13 protein-coding genes are annotated in these 14,435 nt (G+C 68.9%); 4 read left to right on the forward strand and 9 right to left on the reverse strand.

Annotated features, from left to right (window positions below; genetic code table 11):
• Positions 1 to 8 precede the first annotated feature (8 nt).
• Positions 9 to 1,196, reverse strand: coding sequence for an FAD-dependent monooxygenase (locus tag AB0J95_RS12355; protein ID WP_364756241.1), 1,188 nt, complete (start codon positions 1,194 to 1,196; stop codon positions 9 to 11).
• 95 nt (positions 1,197 to 1,291) lie between these two features.
• Here AB0J95_RS12355 and AB0J95_RS12360 point away from each other — a divergent pair, with 95 nt between their 5' ends.
• Entirely contained in the window at positions 1,292 to 2,194 is a 903-nt protein-coding gene (locus AB0J95_RS12360) for a TetR/AcrR family transcriptional regulator C-terminal domain-containing protein (protein WP_364756244.1), read from the forward strand.
• Here AB0J95_RS12360 and AB0J95_RS12365 read toward each other — a convergent pair.
• Both AB0J95_RS12365 and AB0J95_RS12370 read right to left on the reverse strand, forming a co-directional pair.
• The gene (locus AB0J95_RS12365) at positions 2,187 to 2,645 is read right to left on the reverse strand and encodes an alpha/beta hydrolase-fold protein (RefSeq protein WP_364756246.1); all 459 of its coding nucleotides are present in this window, start codon (positions 2,643 to 2,645) and stop codon (positions 2,187 to 2,189) included. The two genes, AB0J95_RS12360 and AB0J95_RS12365, sit on opposite strands and share 8 nt — an antisense overlap.
• Positions 2,599 to 5,250, reverse strand: coding sequence for a serine/threonine-protein kinase (locus AB0J95_RS12370; RefSeq protein ID WP_364756249.1), 2,652 nt, complete (start codon positions 5,248 to 5,250; stop codon positions 2,599 to 2,601). The genes AB0J95_RS12365 and AB0J95_RS12370 overlap by 47 nt, the downstream gene beginning before the upstream one ends.
• A gap of 105 nt (positions 5,251 to 5,355) precedes the next feature.
• Between AB0J95_RS12370 and AB0J95_RS12375 the strand changes: the two genes are divergently transcribed.
• The 3 genes from AB0J95_RS12375 to AB0J95_RS12385 all read left to right on the forward strand — a co-directional run bounded on the left by AB0J95_RS12375 (position 5,356) and on the right by AB0J95_RS12385 (position 9,582).
• Positions 5,356 to 6,576 carry an ATP-binding protein gene (locus AB0J95_RS12375; protein WP_364756251.1) on the forward strand — a complete coding sequence of 407 codons (1,221 nt, stop codon included), beginning with the start codon at positions 5,356 to 5,358 and terminating at the stop codon, positions 6,574 to 6,576.
• Entirely contained in the window at positions 6,573 to 7,184 is a 612-nt protein-coding gene (locus AB0J95_RS12380) for a response regulator transcription factor (RefSeq protein ID WP_364756254.1), read from the forward strand. Before AB0J95_RS12375 ends, AB0J95_RS12380 begins: the two co-directional genes overlap by 4 nt.
• Positions 7,185 to 7,701: 517 nt before the next feature.
• A complete protein-coding gene (locus AB0J95_RS12385; protein ID WP_364756257.1) occupies positions 7,702 to 9,582 on the forward strand; it encodes a Na+/H+ antiporter in 1,881 nt (626 codons plus the stop codon).
• A gap of 49 nt (positions 9,583 to 9,631) precedes the next feature.
• Here AB0J95_RS12385 and AB0J95_RS12390 read toward each other — a convergent pair whose 3' ends face one another.
• The 6 genes from AB0J95_RS12390 to AB0J95_RS12415 form a co-directional block, all read right to left on the reverse strand.
• A complete protein-coding gene (locus AB0J95_RS12390) occupies positions 9,632 to 10,480 on the reverse strand; it encodes a hypothetical protein (RefSeq protein WP_364756260.1) in 849 nt (282 codons plus the stop codon).
• Between the two features lie 56 nt (positions 10,481 to 10,536).
• Positions 10,537 to 11,052: a ribbon-helix-helix protein, CopG family gene (locus AB0J95_RS12395; protein WP_364756262.1), complete on the reverse strand. Its 516-nt coding sequence runs from the start codon at positions 11,050 to 11,052 to the stop codon at positions 10,537 to 10,539.
• Between the two features lie 153 nt (positions 11,053 to 11,205).
• The gene (locus AB0J95_RS12400; protein WP_364756264.1) at positions 11,206 to 11,952 is read right to left on the reverse strand and encodes an SDR family oxidoreductase; all 747 of its coding nucleotides are present in this window, start codon (positions 11,950 to 11,952) and stop codon (positions 11,206 to 11,208) included.
• Positions 11,953 to 12,124: 172 nt separating this feature from the next.
• The gene (locus AB0J95_RS12405; RefSeq protein ID WP_364756267.1) at positions 12,125 to 12,271 is read right to left on the reverse strand and encodes a hypothetical protein; all 147 of its coding nucleotides are present in this window, start codon (positions 12,269 to 12,271) and stop codon (positions 12,125 to 12,127) included.
• Between the two features lie 109 nt (positions 12,272 to 12,380).
• Positions 12,381 to 13,304: an AEC family transporter gene (locus tag AB0J95_RS12410; RefSeq protein ID WP_364756270.1), complete on the reverse strand. Its 924-nt coding sequence runs from the start codon at positions 13,302 to 13,304 to the stop codon at positions 12,381 to 12,383.
• Positions 13,305 to 13,445: 141 nt separating this feature from the next.
• A complete protein-coding gene (locus tag AB0J95_RS12415) occupies positions 13,446 to 14,363 on the reverse strand; it encodes an IucA/IucC family C-terminal-domain containing protein (protein WP_364756272.1) in 918 nt (305 codons plus the stop codon).
• Between the last annotated feature and the right edge of the window lie 72 nt (positions 14,364 to 14,435).

Genomic DNA, 14,435 nt, shown 5'->3' on the forward strand with positions numbered 1-14,435 from the left:
GACTGGGGTCAGTAGTCCTTCAGTGTGATCGCGTCCGCCTTGTGGAAGTGCCTGGCGGTGAGCGCCCGCATCGGCCAGCGGGTCATCACGGTCATCGACAGGTTCCGCAGGTGGATCATCAGCGCGCTGGAGGGCGCGAACCCCTTCATGCCGCCGGGTGGCAGCGCCTGACACTGCTTCACGTACGCCAGCATCGCGTCCTGGTACCGGGCGAAAGCCGCCAAGTGATCATCCGGGGCAGCGGCCAGCTCACCGGCGAGCACGTAAGCGGCGACCAGCGCGACCGCGGTCCCCAGCCCGGCCAGCGGCGACCCGCAGTACCCGGCGTCGCCGAGCAACACCGTCCGCCCCCGATACCACTGTCCCATGTGGACCTGGCTGAGCGAGTCGAAGTAGAAGTCCTCGGCGCCGGGCATGGCGGCCAGGACCTCCGGCACCAGCCACCCCACCCCGGCGAACCTGGCCCGCAAGATCTCCTGCTGGGCAGCGACATCGTGCCGCGAACAGTCCAGCGACGGGGACGTGAAGCTCAACATCGCCTTGGCTGTGCCGCCGTTCTCCGGCCGGATCCCGGCGACCAGCCCGCCCGGCGCGCAGTGCATCAGGAACCAGTGATCCAGACTGCCCGGGTCCGGCACCGTGAAGTACGCCATGTACCCGCCGAGATGCCGCACGAACTCCGTCGACGGCCCGAACGCGAGCCGCCGCACCCCGGAATGCAGCCCATCCGCGCCCACCACGAGGTCGAACCGCCGCGCACCGCCATCGGCGAACGTGACCTTGACACCGTCCCCATCCTCAGCGAGCCCGGTGATCCGCGAGGAGAACAGGTACTCGGTGCCATCGCGCGTTGCCTCGTACAGGATCCGGGTCAGGTTCCCGCGCATGATCTCGATCTCCGCCACCAACCCCTCACCCTCGAACAGCGAAGCAGGCATCCGCGCGGACCACCGGCCCCGACCGTCCACATAGGCGAACCCGCGCTCGTCCACCCGTTCCGCCCGCACCGCGTCGAGCAGGCCCATCCGCGAAACCACCTCGCGCCCGGCGCCGCGCAGATCCACCGCGTGCCCGCCCGGCCGCGGCGCGGGCGCGACCTCCACGACCGTCGGCGCGAACCCGTGCCGCCGCAGCCAGAACGCGAGCGCCGGCCCGCCGATCCCGGCGCCCGAGATCAGTACCGTCCGGTTGACCATTGCCATCCCTCCTCGTCGCGTACGCTGTACTCACCTACGCGAACACGGTATGTGTTCTAGTCAACCGGCTAGGTGTACTAGTACAGGGAGGGTTGATGAGCCAGCCGCCGTACCGGCGCATCGCCGACGAGATCCGCGCCCGCATTGCCGACGGCCGGCTACGGCCCGGCGATCCTGTCCCGTCGGCCCGCGGCATCACCCGCGAATGGGGCGTCGCCCTGGCGACCGCCACGAAAGTGCTCGCCACCCTGAACGCCGAAGGCGTGACCCGATCGCTCCCGGGCCGAGGCACGGTGGTCGCGAGCCCGCCCGCACCACCGCAGAAAGCCAAAAGAACCGAAGGCGACCCGGACCTGACCCGCGACCGGATCGTCACAGCGGCCATCCGGGTCGCCGACGCCGAAGGACTGGCGCAGCTGTCCATGCGGCGCATCGCGACCGAGCTGGGCGCCGCCCCGATGTCGCTCTACCGGCACGTCAGCAGCAAGGACGAGCTGCGGGTGTCCATGATGGACAGTGTGCTCGGCGAGGACCCGCTGCCCGCCCGGCCGCCCACCGGCTGGCGGGCCCAGCTGGAACTGTCCTCCCGCATCCAGTGGCAGCTGTTCCGGCGCCACCCCTGGCTCGCGCTGGCGCTGTCGATCACCCGCCCGCAGGCGATCGTCAACGGGATGCGGCACACCGAATGGGCGCTGCGCGCGCTGGACGGGCTCGGCCTGACCATCCAGCAGATGATGCACATCCACACCATGCTGGTCAGCCATGTACGGGGCCTCGCGCTCAACCTCGAGGCCGAGGCCCAGGCCGAGCAGGACTCGGGGCTGACAACCGAAGAGTGGCTGCAAACCCAGGAGGATGGCTACCGCATCCTGGCCGACACCGGCGAGTTCCCGTTGCTGGACCGGGTGGTGGCCGCCGACATGGAGCTCGACCTGGACTACCAGTTCGAGTTCGGCCTGGAACGCCTGCTCGACGGGCTGGAGCGATACCTCAGGTGATGCGGTCGCCGACGAACGCCAGCATCTCCGGCATGACCCGCCGCCAGTAGGCGTCCTCGTGGGCGCCGGACGTGATGGCCGCGCGAGCGGGGTGAGTGCGGCTGATCAAGGTGCGGGCGGCTTCGAGCGTGGGATCCTCGGTGCCGCACCACACTCCCAACGACGACCCAGTGATCGTGTCGGTGTGCCGCAGGGGCTCGTTGTCCGCCCAGAACTGCTCCGACGAGAAGCGGTTGCCGCGGCGGAGCGTGTCCTCCCAGGAAGGGAACAACGACGGGCTCGCAACGGCGACGGCCTTCAGGGAAGGGCGGCGGCGCCCGAAACACAACGCCCCGAACGCACCCATGGAGATTCCGAGAACCGCGTCCACCTGCCCGAGCTCATTGGTCAGCATGCGTTGTGGATCATCGCCGTTCTTCTCCACCCAGTAGCTGTCCTGACCGCCGTCCACCGAGATCACCGCGAATGGTTTTACCCCCGCGCGCACGGCCGCGGTGAGGAACTGCGGCATGCCGAGATCGACCATCCAGTTGGCATCGCCGCCATAGCCGTGCAACGCCACGCATTTCGGCAGGGTCTCGGCTGTGAAACCGTCCGGAGCCATCGTGATGACCGTGACCGTCGTATTGCGTGCTTTCGAGTCCATCCGGGTGGTGATCATCGGCCCGGCTGGGACATCGGGCACCGTGCCTACCGGCCCGGTCATGCCGAGAAAACGCCGTACCCGTTGCCCACCGGGAAGGACATCGGTGAGCACGCCGACGCCGGCCAGCCCGAGCACGCCTGCCCCTGCGCCGCCGAACAACACCGCTCGCCGCGAAACCGCCACGCCCAGACCGTACCGACTGCGCCACCGGCACCGTCAGCAGGCGCATGTGTGCGGGCGCGGACATCACGATTGGACTGGTCGTCTGCCCAAAAAGGAGCAACCCGTTGGCGGCGGCCAACAGGAGGACGACCAGCGCACTCAGCCTACGGATCCGACAGTGGACGGCGATGTGGAGATGAGTGCTCGGGACAACTGGGCTGATCCCACCATCGTCGTCGTTCATCCAGTCACGCAACCGGGCCCAGGAGGCGAGCAGCGCCGCATGGGCCGGTCTCGCCCCGGTCGGGTCGACGATCACCAGCCGAGCCGCGATCAACTGGTCCATCACACCCCAGTGACCGTCGCTGACCGCGGCGAACTCGTCCGGCCCCAGCCCTACCGCGCTGTTCTTGAACAACCGCAGCAGGATTGTGCGCAACGCCCGCTGCCCGGGTGCGTCGAGGCGCGAGTAGATCTGCTCCGCGGTACGAGCCACCGCGCCGTCGATGCCACCTGCCTGCCGGTATGCGGTGAGCGTGAGAGTGCCGTCCTCGCTGTGGTTCCAGGTTTCCCGGAGGGCGTGTGCAAGCCTCGCCAACGCGTCGGGGCCGTGACCGAGGTCGGTGATCAGCTGCTCCGGCAGACCGGGTTCGATCTCGACGCCTGAGTCGAGCGCTGGCGCCATGATCGCCTGCCGCAGTTCGGCGGTGTCCATGGGCTCAAGCAGCACTGGCGGGTCCAACGCTGACAGAAGGGGGAAAAGAGATGTGCATTGCTCGACGAAGTCAGTGCGTATCGCGATGACCACGAGCACCGGACTCGCGTTCGCCAACGCGGTGACGAACGCGAGCCGGTCGGTCTCGGCCGTGTCGTGGGTGACCAGTTCCTCGAACTGGTCGACCACGATCACCGGCCGGACCTGATCGCCGCCCGCCGCCCGGGCCAGCAGATCGCCGAATCTGGCTGGGGTTTCCCGGATCACCCGCGCCCAGTCGGCAGCGACGATTGTGGTGTGCTCGGCCAGCGCGGTGGCCAGGCGGCCGATCGGATCCGGCCCCGGCGTCAGCACGATTCGCGGCCAGAAGCCCGGCGCACTGCTGATCGCCAGTGCGGGCAGCAGACCAGCGCGCAATACCGAGGATTTCCCGGATCCGGACGCGCCGATGAGAACGACCGGCACACCCGTGTCCATTTGTTCGGTCAACTTTGTCCGCAGTTCGTTGACCACGCGATCACGGCCGTGGAACCAGTCGGCGTCGGCACTGTCGAAACACCGCAATCCCGGATAAGGGCAGGTCGGCGGGTTCTCGTGCGACATTCGCCGGGCGCCGGACGGCAGGATCGCGTGCACCACCTGGTCCCGGAGCTTCACGGGTTCCGTTGGAACGGCGGCGCGCACAGTGTTTCCCGCGTATGCGGCAGAACGCGCGGCGGCCATGAAGTCGCCCGCGGTGGCGAACCGGCGCGCCGGATCCTTGGCCATCCCGCGCAGAACCACCTGGTCCAACGCGGGCGTGATCGCAGGGACGAACATGGAAGGCGCGGGCGGCGGCTGCAGCAGATGCGCGGCGAGCTTCGCGGCCGCATCGGGCGCGGGGTGCGGAAGCCGCCCGGTCAGGCACTCGAACAGCACGCACGCCAACGAGTACTGGTCGGCCCGGCCAGCGACCTGCCCGCGGGACAACCGTTCCGGCGCCAGGTAGTCCCACGACCCGACCAGCTCCTCGGACCGGGTCAGCACGGTCGCCTCCGGCGAGACCGCACTGGCGATACCGAAGTCCGCCAAGTAGGCACGCCCGTCTCGGTCGATGAGTATGTTGGAGGGCTTGACATCCCGGTGCACCAAGCCAGCGGCGTGCGCGGCGTCGAGTGCGTCGGCGACCTGGGTCAGCACGTCGATGGCGCGGTCCTGGCCGAGTTCGCCCGTGGCGAGGGCACGGCGCAGATCGGTCCCGTCCACCAGCGTCATGTCCAGGAACAGCTCACCGTCGATCTCGCCGAAGTCGTTGACCGCGATGACGTTCGGATGCCGCAGGTCCGCGACGATCCGCGCCTCGCGCCGGAACCGGGCCCGGAAGTCCCGGTCGGTGACCGACGCGGGCAGCCGCTTCAACGCGACGAACCGTTGGTGCACCGTGTCGTACGCGCGGTGCACCACTCCCATCCCGCCTTGCCCCAGCAGCACGCCGACCCGGTACGGCCCGAACCCGGGTGCCGCATCGACCAGGCCGACAGCCACTTCTGACACCCCTTCCCCTGTGGTGGACCAATCGTGGCGTGATCCGCCGCGGCCGGTCCATGCCGCACCTGTGCGGCATGGACGTATTCGCGGCCGGGTGCCAGGCTGGATTGGGTGCACACCCCGTTCGAACAAGCCGACGAGTCCGGTGTGGTGGGCCTGCATCGGCAAGTGCGGGGCATTGTCGCCGCGGTTGTCGTGCTGGCCCGGCTGGCGAGCCTGGCCATGGTCGTGCTGAGCGTTGTCGGAGCGGTGCAAGTCCATGCCTACACCGAGGTTCCGCTCGCGATCGCGGTGTACGGGGTGCTGGCTGTCTGGAGCGCGGTGCTGATCACGCTGGTGGTTCGCCGGACCGAGGTCGCGGGGTGGGTGTTGGTGGTGGACGTGGCGGTGACCGTGGTCGTGGTGGTCGCGTTGCCGTGGGCGGTGTCCAATGACGAGTTCGTGGTCCTCGCCAACCCGTATCTGGAGCCGATCATGGTGAGCGTCGCCGTGGCTGTGGCGCTGGTCAGCGGTTCGGCGTGGCAGACCACCGCGGGTTGTATGGCGTTGGCGTTGGCGTTCGTCGTCGGGCAGGCGCCGCTGCTGAACTACGGTGCGGACGTCGTGTCGATGGTGAGCACGGTCGGCTGGGAGGTCGGCATCGGCTTCTGCTGCCTGGTGTTCATCCAACGGCTGCGGCGGGTGGCCCGTCAGGTGGACGTCGCGAACGCCCAGGTGATCGCGGCCAGGGAACGGGTCGCCGCGCAACGGGCGCACACCGAGGAACGCACCAGGCACTTCCACGAGGAGGTGCGCCGCTACCGTGCCCTGCACGACGGACCGCTGCGCATCCTCACCGCGATCGCCGGCCCTGGGCCCGCCGGGCATCCCGATCCCGCGGTGCGCCGACAATGTGCGGTCAGCGTGAACTTGTTACGTGGCGCGGCTCCCGACTCGACCGGCGGTACTCTCACCGACCTTTCGCTGGCCCTCATGGAGGCGGGTGGGGACAGCGCCGCGCTCGGTCTGCGGGTGGAGTACCACTTCGCCAACCTGCCTGAGGATCTGCCCGCCGAGGTGGTGGACGCGTTGTGCCGGGCCAGCGCTGAGGCGTTGAGCAACGTCGCCGTGCACGCCGGTACCACTCGTGCCCGGCTCACGGCGATGGCCGCCGACCAGGTGGTGACCGTGGCGATCGTGGACCAGGGCAAGGGATTCGACCCGGGCACAACCGAGTTCGGGTACGGCATCCGGCACTCGGTCATCGACCGGATGACCGAGGTCGGGGGAGTGGCCACTGTGGACAGTCATCCCGGCGAGGGCACCCGGATCGACATGCGGTGGCCGGCATGATCCACATCGCCGTGATCGACAACGACAAGCTCGTGCCCGCCGGGCTGCGTGCCCTGCTGGCCGGTACCGAGGACATCACCATCGTGCACACGGCCACGAGCGTCGGTGATCATCTGGCCGCCGCCGTCAGCGTGGACGTCGTCCTGCTGGACCTCCAACTCGAGGACGACACCAACCCCGCCGACAACGTCGCCGCGCTGCGCGCCACCGGCGCCGCCGTGCTCGTGATCTCCGTGCACGGCGACCGCCGCCACGTCCGCGCCACCATCCGCGCGGGCGCCGACGGTTACCTCATCAAGGACGACGACGCCGACAAGCTCGCCGACGCCATCCGCGCCGTCCATAGTGGACATCGCGCGTTGACGACCGAGCTGATGACCCTGATCAACGACGACCCGCCCGAGCTGTCCCCACAGGAGCTGCAGGTGCTGTACCTCTACGGCACCGGCAGCACCCTCGCCGCCACCGCCCGCCGCCTCGGCCTCGCCATCCCAACCGTCCGCTCCTACCTCGATCGCATCCGCGCCAAATGGGCCGCCACCGCCGAACCCATCGACGACATCCGCACCCTCGTCCACGAGTACCAACCCCGCCCACCCGGTTGCTGATCTGTGAACTTGGCCCTCGCATGTGTGCGGCGAGATGCGAGCTGTCCGGCAATCGTCGAACGGTCCCGCTGACTCACGGATGGCGTCAAACGGGCTGAAGCTGGACACAGGCTCCATCTCAGGTGAGGAGAGGTCCCGGCTCGGCCACATCGGCGCCAGGCTGGCTGTGCGTCGACGGTCGGTATCGCCATGAGGTCAGCGCGTGGTTGGGAAACGTGGCCTCGCTTGCCGGTGGCAGCGCGGAGTGGGCCGGGGCGAGGTGGTCGACGAGAGCGTGGTTGGGCCGGTTCGCGGTCACCGGACACGCTGGATGGGATCGTGGGCGAATTGGTACGGCCGGCCGCGGTTGAGTGACGGGTTGAGCTTCTACCAGGCGTGGGTGCTGCTGGAAGAACCCGTCGGGCGGTACACGCGTGATCTTCCACGAGGCCGCGTGCGGGCCGTCGGCGTTGCTCCGGACGGCGGGCCGGTCCGAGCTGATACGGACCTGGCCGCGGGCATTAGGCATGATCTACGCGTGGAGATAGCAGCGGCATTGGTGGTCCTCGTCGTCACCGTCCTGATCGTGATGGTGGTGGCGCGGCGGCTGGACTGGTCGGCGCCCTTGTGCCTGGTCGTGGTCGGCGTCGTGGCCTCGTACATCCCTGGGGTCCCGGAGTATGAGCTCGACCCCGAGGTGGTGCTCGTCGGGTTGCTGCCGCCGCTGCTGTATTCGGCGTCGGTGCAGACTTCGCTGATCGCGTTCCGCAAGTTGCGCGGGCCGATCATGCTGCTGTCGGTCGGTCTGGTCGTATTCACGGCGCTCGGCGTAGGTCTCGTGGCGTGGGCCGTGATCCCGGGGTTGCCGTTGGCGGCCGGGATCGCCCTCGGTGCCGTGGTCGCGCCGCCGGACGCGGTCGCTGCGAGTGTGGTCGCGCGGCGGGTGGGGATGCCGCGCAAGCTCGTGCGGCTGCTGGAGGGCGAGAGCCTGTTCAACGATGCGGCCGCGCTGGTCGCGTTGCGCACGGCCATCGCCGCACTTTCCGGGGCGATCAGCCTCTGGCAGGTCGGGCTGGACTTCCTGCAGGCCGCCGTCCTCGGTGTGGTCGCCGGGCTGCTCGTCGGCACGGTCACCTCGTTCGTTCGCACCCGGATCGACGAGCCCGTGTTCGACACGGCGTTGTCGTTCGCGGTGCCGTTCGCGGCCTACCTGCTCGCCGAGATCCCGCACGGGTCGGGCGTCCTCGCGGTCGTGGTGGCCGGGCTGATCCACGGGCACACCGCGCCGCGAGTGCAGTCCGGGTCGGCGCGTCTGGCCAGCCGGCTCAACTGGCAGACCGTGCAGTTCCTGCTGGAGAACATCGTCTTCCTGCTGATCGGCCTGCAGCTGCGGCGGATCATCTCGGAGGTCGCCGAGACCGGGCTGTCGGCCTGGACGCTCGTCGGGATCTGCGCCGCCGTGCTGGGGGCGACGATCCTCACGCGGGTGGTGTGGATGGTCGGCATCGGGATGCTGAAACGCCTCCTGCACCGGCTGCACGTGGACAGGCGCAAGAAGGTGTGGCCGTGGCGGTACTCCGCGGTGATCGCGTGGGCGGGGATGCGCGGAGTGGTCACCCTCGCGGCCGCGTTCATCCTGCCGGAGGACACCCCGCAGCGTGCCGTGCTGGTGCTGGCGGCGTTCGTCGTGGTGGCGGGAACCCTTGTGGTGCAAGGCATGTCGCTGCCTCCGTTGATCCGGCGGCTGCGGCTGCCGCGGCCCGACCCCGCGGAGGACGCGCTGCAGGAAGCGGCCGTGCTCAACGACATGACCCGGGTGGCGTTGGCGAAACTCGAAGAGCTGCAGACCGACCAAGACCCACCGGAGATCGTGCAGCGCCTGCGCCAACGCCTGCAGGACCGCGTCAACTCCGCGTGGGAGCAGCTCGGTCGGCAGAGCACGCTCGCCGAGACACCCTCCGACGCGTACCGGCGGCTGCGTATGTTGTTGCTGGACGCCGAACGCGAGGAGTTCCTGAAGGCGCGCGACAACGGCACGGCTGATGACGACGTGCTGCGGCGGGTCCTTGTGCGGCTCGACATGGAGGAGTCCATGCTCGACCGCGACGACGAGGTCCTGGACACCGAAGCGCGCGAGCTGAACACCCCCGCAGCGACCTCCGGCTCGTGCAAACACCTCAAGCACGAGTGGGCGGACGTCGACCCCAGCGCCACCGACGTGTGCCAGGCCTGCGTCGACGAGGGCTCAACGTGGGTCCATCTCCGCCTGTGCCTCAAGTGCGGCAACGTCGCCTGCTGCGACTCCTCCCCGCGCAAGCACGCCACCGAGCACTTCCACGACACCCGTCACCCAGTCATGCGCAGCTTCGAACCAGGCGAATCCTGGAAATGGTGCTTCGTGGACAACCAACTCGGCTGACACCAGTGGCCGGGAGGGTGCGGCGCTGGAGACTGCGCCGGCGATGATCTCAGGAGCGGCGGATGGTGATGTCGCCGTGGCCGGTGTGTGCCCGCACCTCGACGGTCTCGTCGGACGCGGCCGGGTGGGCGGCCTGGTCCAGGTCGTTGCGCACGCGCCCGAACCCGGTGTTCACGTCCAGCCAGGCGGCCGTGCCCTCGGCGATACCGACCTCCAACGAACCCATCCCGGTGGCGAGCGTGACCGTGCCGCGGACCACCTCGCCGACGCGGATGCTGCCGTGGGCGGTCTTCCCGTCGAGGTTCGCGCCCGCCCGGTCGACCGAGATGTCGCCGTTGGAGGAGCGCACCTGGGCGTCGCCCGTGACGGTGCCGATCTCGATGGTGCCGTTGGAGTCCTTGATCATGGCGGTGCCATCGATCCGGCCGACGCTCACCTTGCCGGAGCCGGTCTGGATCTCGGCGTCGCCCGCGATGTGGTCGACGGTGACGTGACCGGCCGCGGTGTTCAGGTGCAGCGAACCGGTCTGCTCGAACTGGACGTTCCCGGTCGAGGTCTTCAGCCGTGTGCCGCCCAGCCGACCGACCCCGTGGAAGTCGCCCAGTTGCGCGTCGCCCTCGACCTGCGAACCGCTGGGCAGGCCAATGGTCACGTCGACCGACCTCGTCTTGCGGGAGAAGTCGAACGCGCGCACCCGCGGCCCACGGACGTGCAGCACGCCGTTCGCGTAGTCGACGCGAACCTGTTGCGCGGCCTTGACGTCCGACTCGTTGGACTCGTCGGTCGGGCGCACCTCGACGACGGTGCCGGTCCGTTCGCTCGCGTCGATCCGCACGACGCCCGCGACGCCGAGGTCGATGGTGACGGAAATCGGTTCGGGAGTTTCGAAAGTAGGCATGGTTGTCCCCTCAAACTGTGTCGGTGAATCGTCTCCGCAGGTCGGAGACGTGGTGGCTAGCGGACCCAGCCGGTGAGCCGCTGCCGCGTTCGTGCGCCGGTGACGCGCGATTCGGCGCGCTGACTGGTGTCCGCGGTTCGCAGCGCCGCTGAGGCCGCCCGGACCAGCCAGGCGTTGACCGAGCGGCCCTCCTTGGCGGCGGCCTCGTCGATCGCGGCCTTGAGCTGTTCGGGCATCCGGACGTTGATCCGCGCGGCCGGGCCGTCCTCGGCGAAGGCGGGCTCGTTGTCCGCGGGTGGTGCGCTGACCTCGGCCGTGTCCTGGCTGGGCTCCGGCATGGTCACGATGAAGTTCGGGTCGCGGCCGCGTAGTCGCAGCTCCACCGATCCGGGCACCAGGTCCTGGGTGATCTCGTCCGCGGCCGCCGACAGCACTTCCAGCATGGTCATCCGGATCGCCGACTCGAGCGAGCCGGTGAGCCGCTCGACCAGCTCGCGTGCGTCGTCGCCACCGGCTTCGGCCAGCGTCGCGAACTCCCGGCCGAGGTTGCCCACATACGAGGTCAGATCCATGGCATCACTATGGCACACACGTGGCTCCATCGCAAATGGAGTGGCATCACTGTGGCTCAGATTGGCGTCATGATGCGGCGGGGCATAGCGAGAACACCCGTCGGCATCGCGATGTCGACGGGTGTTCTCTGTCGGCCGTCAGTCGTTCGGTGGTCAGTTGCCAACTGACAGCCAGTCTTGCAACGTGGTCTTCGCGAGGGTGGCGCCGGCCACGGGCAGGAAGTTGTCCGGGCCGGGCACCCCGCCGTACAGCGGCGCCTTCGGGTCGGTGACCACCTCGCGGCCGTCGGACCGGGCACTGAGGACAGTGCGGATCCACTCGTCGAGACGGAACACCTCCGGCCCGGCGTACTCGACCGTGGCGTTGAGCGGGGCACCCGCGGCGGTCCGGCCGACGGCGCTGGCCACGTCGTCGGCGGCCATCGGCTGGATGCCACCGGGCGCCAGGTGCACCTTCCCGTCCACAGTGGACGAGTCCGCGATGGCGCCGGCGAACTCGAAGAACTGGGTCGCGCGCACGATCGAGTACGGCAGCCCCGACTGCCGGATCAGCTCCTCCTGCGCCACCTTGGCCCGCATGTACCCGAACTCCGGCAACCGGTCGCAGCTGACCACGGACAACGCGACGAAGTGCCCGATCGAGGCCTCCTTCGCGCCGGCCACGAGGTTGCCGGCCGACGTGCGGAAGAAGTTCATCACGTCGTCGTCGGCGAACGAGGGCGAGTTGGACACGTCGATCACGACGTCCGCGCCGGTCAGCACCTCCTTGAGGCCCTCGCCGGTGAGCGTGTCAACGCCGGTGTTGGGCGAGGCGGGCACGGCGGTGTGGCCGTGCTCGGACAGGCGCGTGACGAGCTTCGAGCCGATCAGCCCCGTCCCGCCGATGACGACGATCTTCATGATCGATTCCTTCCGGTCGCAGCCCTCGGGACGCTCCGGGAGGGCTCATTCACCTTGGACAGCGCAGGCGGCCCGGATGTGACAAACCGCCCGCTGTCACAACCGGCGGCCACCGCCTTGTCTTCGCGGCCGGAAGTTCGTCCCAGGAGGCGAAAGTGACCACCGACCACGCTCATGCCCATTCCCTGCCGAACCCGTACGAGTCCGGGTCGCCGCCGCGGATAGATGTGGTCTCGGCCGTGACCGGTGTGCCGCAGATCCACGAGCACGCCGAGGCCACGACGTTGCTCATCACGTTGCCGCCGGGCAGCCCCGGCACGCCGCCGCACCCGCCACTCGGGCCCGGTCTACGCGTACATGATCAAGGGCGAGATCATCTTCGAGCTGGCGGGCGAGTCGGAACGCGTGATCAAGGCCGGTGAGCCTGCTCACACGGCGGCCCACTGCGCCCACAAGGGCAGCAGCGCCAAGGTCACCACCGAACTCTTGACGACGACCGACGCGGCCATGTCGACGTCGATGTCGTAGCGCTGGGCGAAGATGAACAGGTTCTGCGGCGAAGGCATCGCGGCGATCAGCACGAGGTAGCTGAGCCACTCGCCGGTCACGCCGAACACATACCGGCACACCAGCAACGTCACCAGCGGGAACACCACGCATTTGACCGCGATCAGCGCGATCTCCTCGCGGGTCGTGCCGCGGAATGTCAGCCCCGCACCGCCCAGGTAGAGGCCCAGGGCGAACAAGGCCACCGGGGCCGCGCTGTCGCCGACGAACGCGAGCCCGTCAAGCAGCGGGCCGGGGATCTTGACGGCGAGCAGGTTCAGCACGATCGCGGCGTTGCACGACAAGACCAGCGGCGTGTTCAGCGAAGCCCAGATCGCCCTGGCCAGTTTCCTCGCCGTGCTGCCAGGCCCACCGAACTCCATGATCGCGATCACGACCGTCGACAGCAGACACACCTGCAGCAACAGGATCGGGAAGATCGGCGCCGCGTCACCGAACAGCATGACGAACACCGGGACCGCGAAATAAGCGGTGTTGACCTGGACGGCGGCCATGATTCGCAGCGCCACACGTCGAGCGCCGCCACCAGTCACGAGCCCGACCGCGATCATGCACAGCACGGCACCGGTGGCGTACGCGGAGATCGCGCGGACGTCGAACAACCGGCCAAGGTCACTGAGGTAGATCTTGCCGAACAAATACGCCGGAATGGCGAACAGAAAGGCGAAATCGGTGAACACCCCCGCGGCCGCCGCGGGAATCACCTTGCGCCGCGCGAAGATCGCCCCGGTCCCGAACGCCAGCACCACGGGAACCAGCTTGCCCAGCGCGACCAGCGCGTTCATCCGCCCCTCCCCGGGAAACCCGTCCGGGGCGAACGGTAACCCGCTTATGGACGGTTGCCGAAACCGGACAGGATGCGGTCGGCCTGAGTGCCGGTGAGGCGGGGCGTGCCGCTACTCGCTGGGAAGGAGCACGTTGGCAAGTCATCCATCTGGTCGAGACCGTGCCGATTCCCGTGTGATGGCCAGCCGGCGCACGCCGATCTCCATCGACCGGCGCTCCGCGGGTCCGCCCGGTCCGGTCATTCCGACGCCGCGGCGTTCGCGGACCAGCGCCGCCCGGTCCGGCAACGGCAGCAACGGACAGTTCTGGCACAACCGGCCCTGTCGGTCGCTGTGCAAGTACACCAAGCAACACAGGTGCCGCGTCTGGATCTCCTCGCCGTCGAACGGCACCCACTCCACCAACCCGCGCAACGGGTTCGCGTCGAACCCGGGCAAGGTGTCGGCGTTGAGCAGCGCTTGGCACTCCTGCGCGAACACGTCAGCCCGCTCGGGTGGGAGGTATTCGACGGCCGAGTCCAGCACGATCGCCACCCACTCGGCGGCGTTCGTCCACAAGAGACGCTCCGGCACGCGGACCAGGGCTGTGGCCGCGCGGAACAACTCCCGCAGGTTCCTGGCGTAGAGGTTGGTCCACACGTACTCACGCAACTGCGCCCTGGTCTCGATCGCGGGCTCGTCAACCGGCCTTTCCTTGCAGAACAGGGGTTCCGTGTCGACGGTCACCGCGTACGGCACGTTGTACCGGATCAGGGCGCTCACCCGAGTAGGGGAGAGGTCGATTCCCATTCCCTGGGCCAGCCCCGCCAACGCCACACAGGTCAGCGACGCCACGTATTGCCGCGTCATCCGCGAGACGGCCACCCGCACATCCCGGTCTCGCGGGCCGTCCTGAGCGACCGGCCGCGCCCGCCGGATCGCCGCACTCAGGTATCCAGGCTCGATCAGCTGTACTCCGGAGACCCACTCCTGCGCGGGTTCGGGCCGCGGGAGGTACCTTCCCCGCGGCATCGGGCCGATCTCGTCCACCGACCGCGCCAGACACTCCCGCCACCCCATACCGCCCACACTAGGGACGGCCGCCCGCCTGACCGCCACACCGCGTGGCAGTGCACGAGTGCGGCCGGTGCC

Origin of the sequence: Actinocrispum sp. NPDC049592, from assembly GCF_040675465.1 — a bacterium.
Lineage (GTDB): Bacteria > Actinomycetota > Actinomycetes > Mycobacteriales > Pseudonocardiaceae > Kibdelosporangium.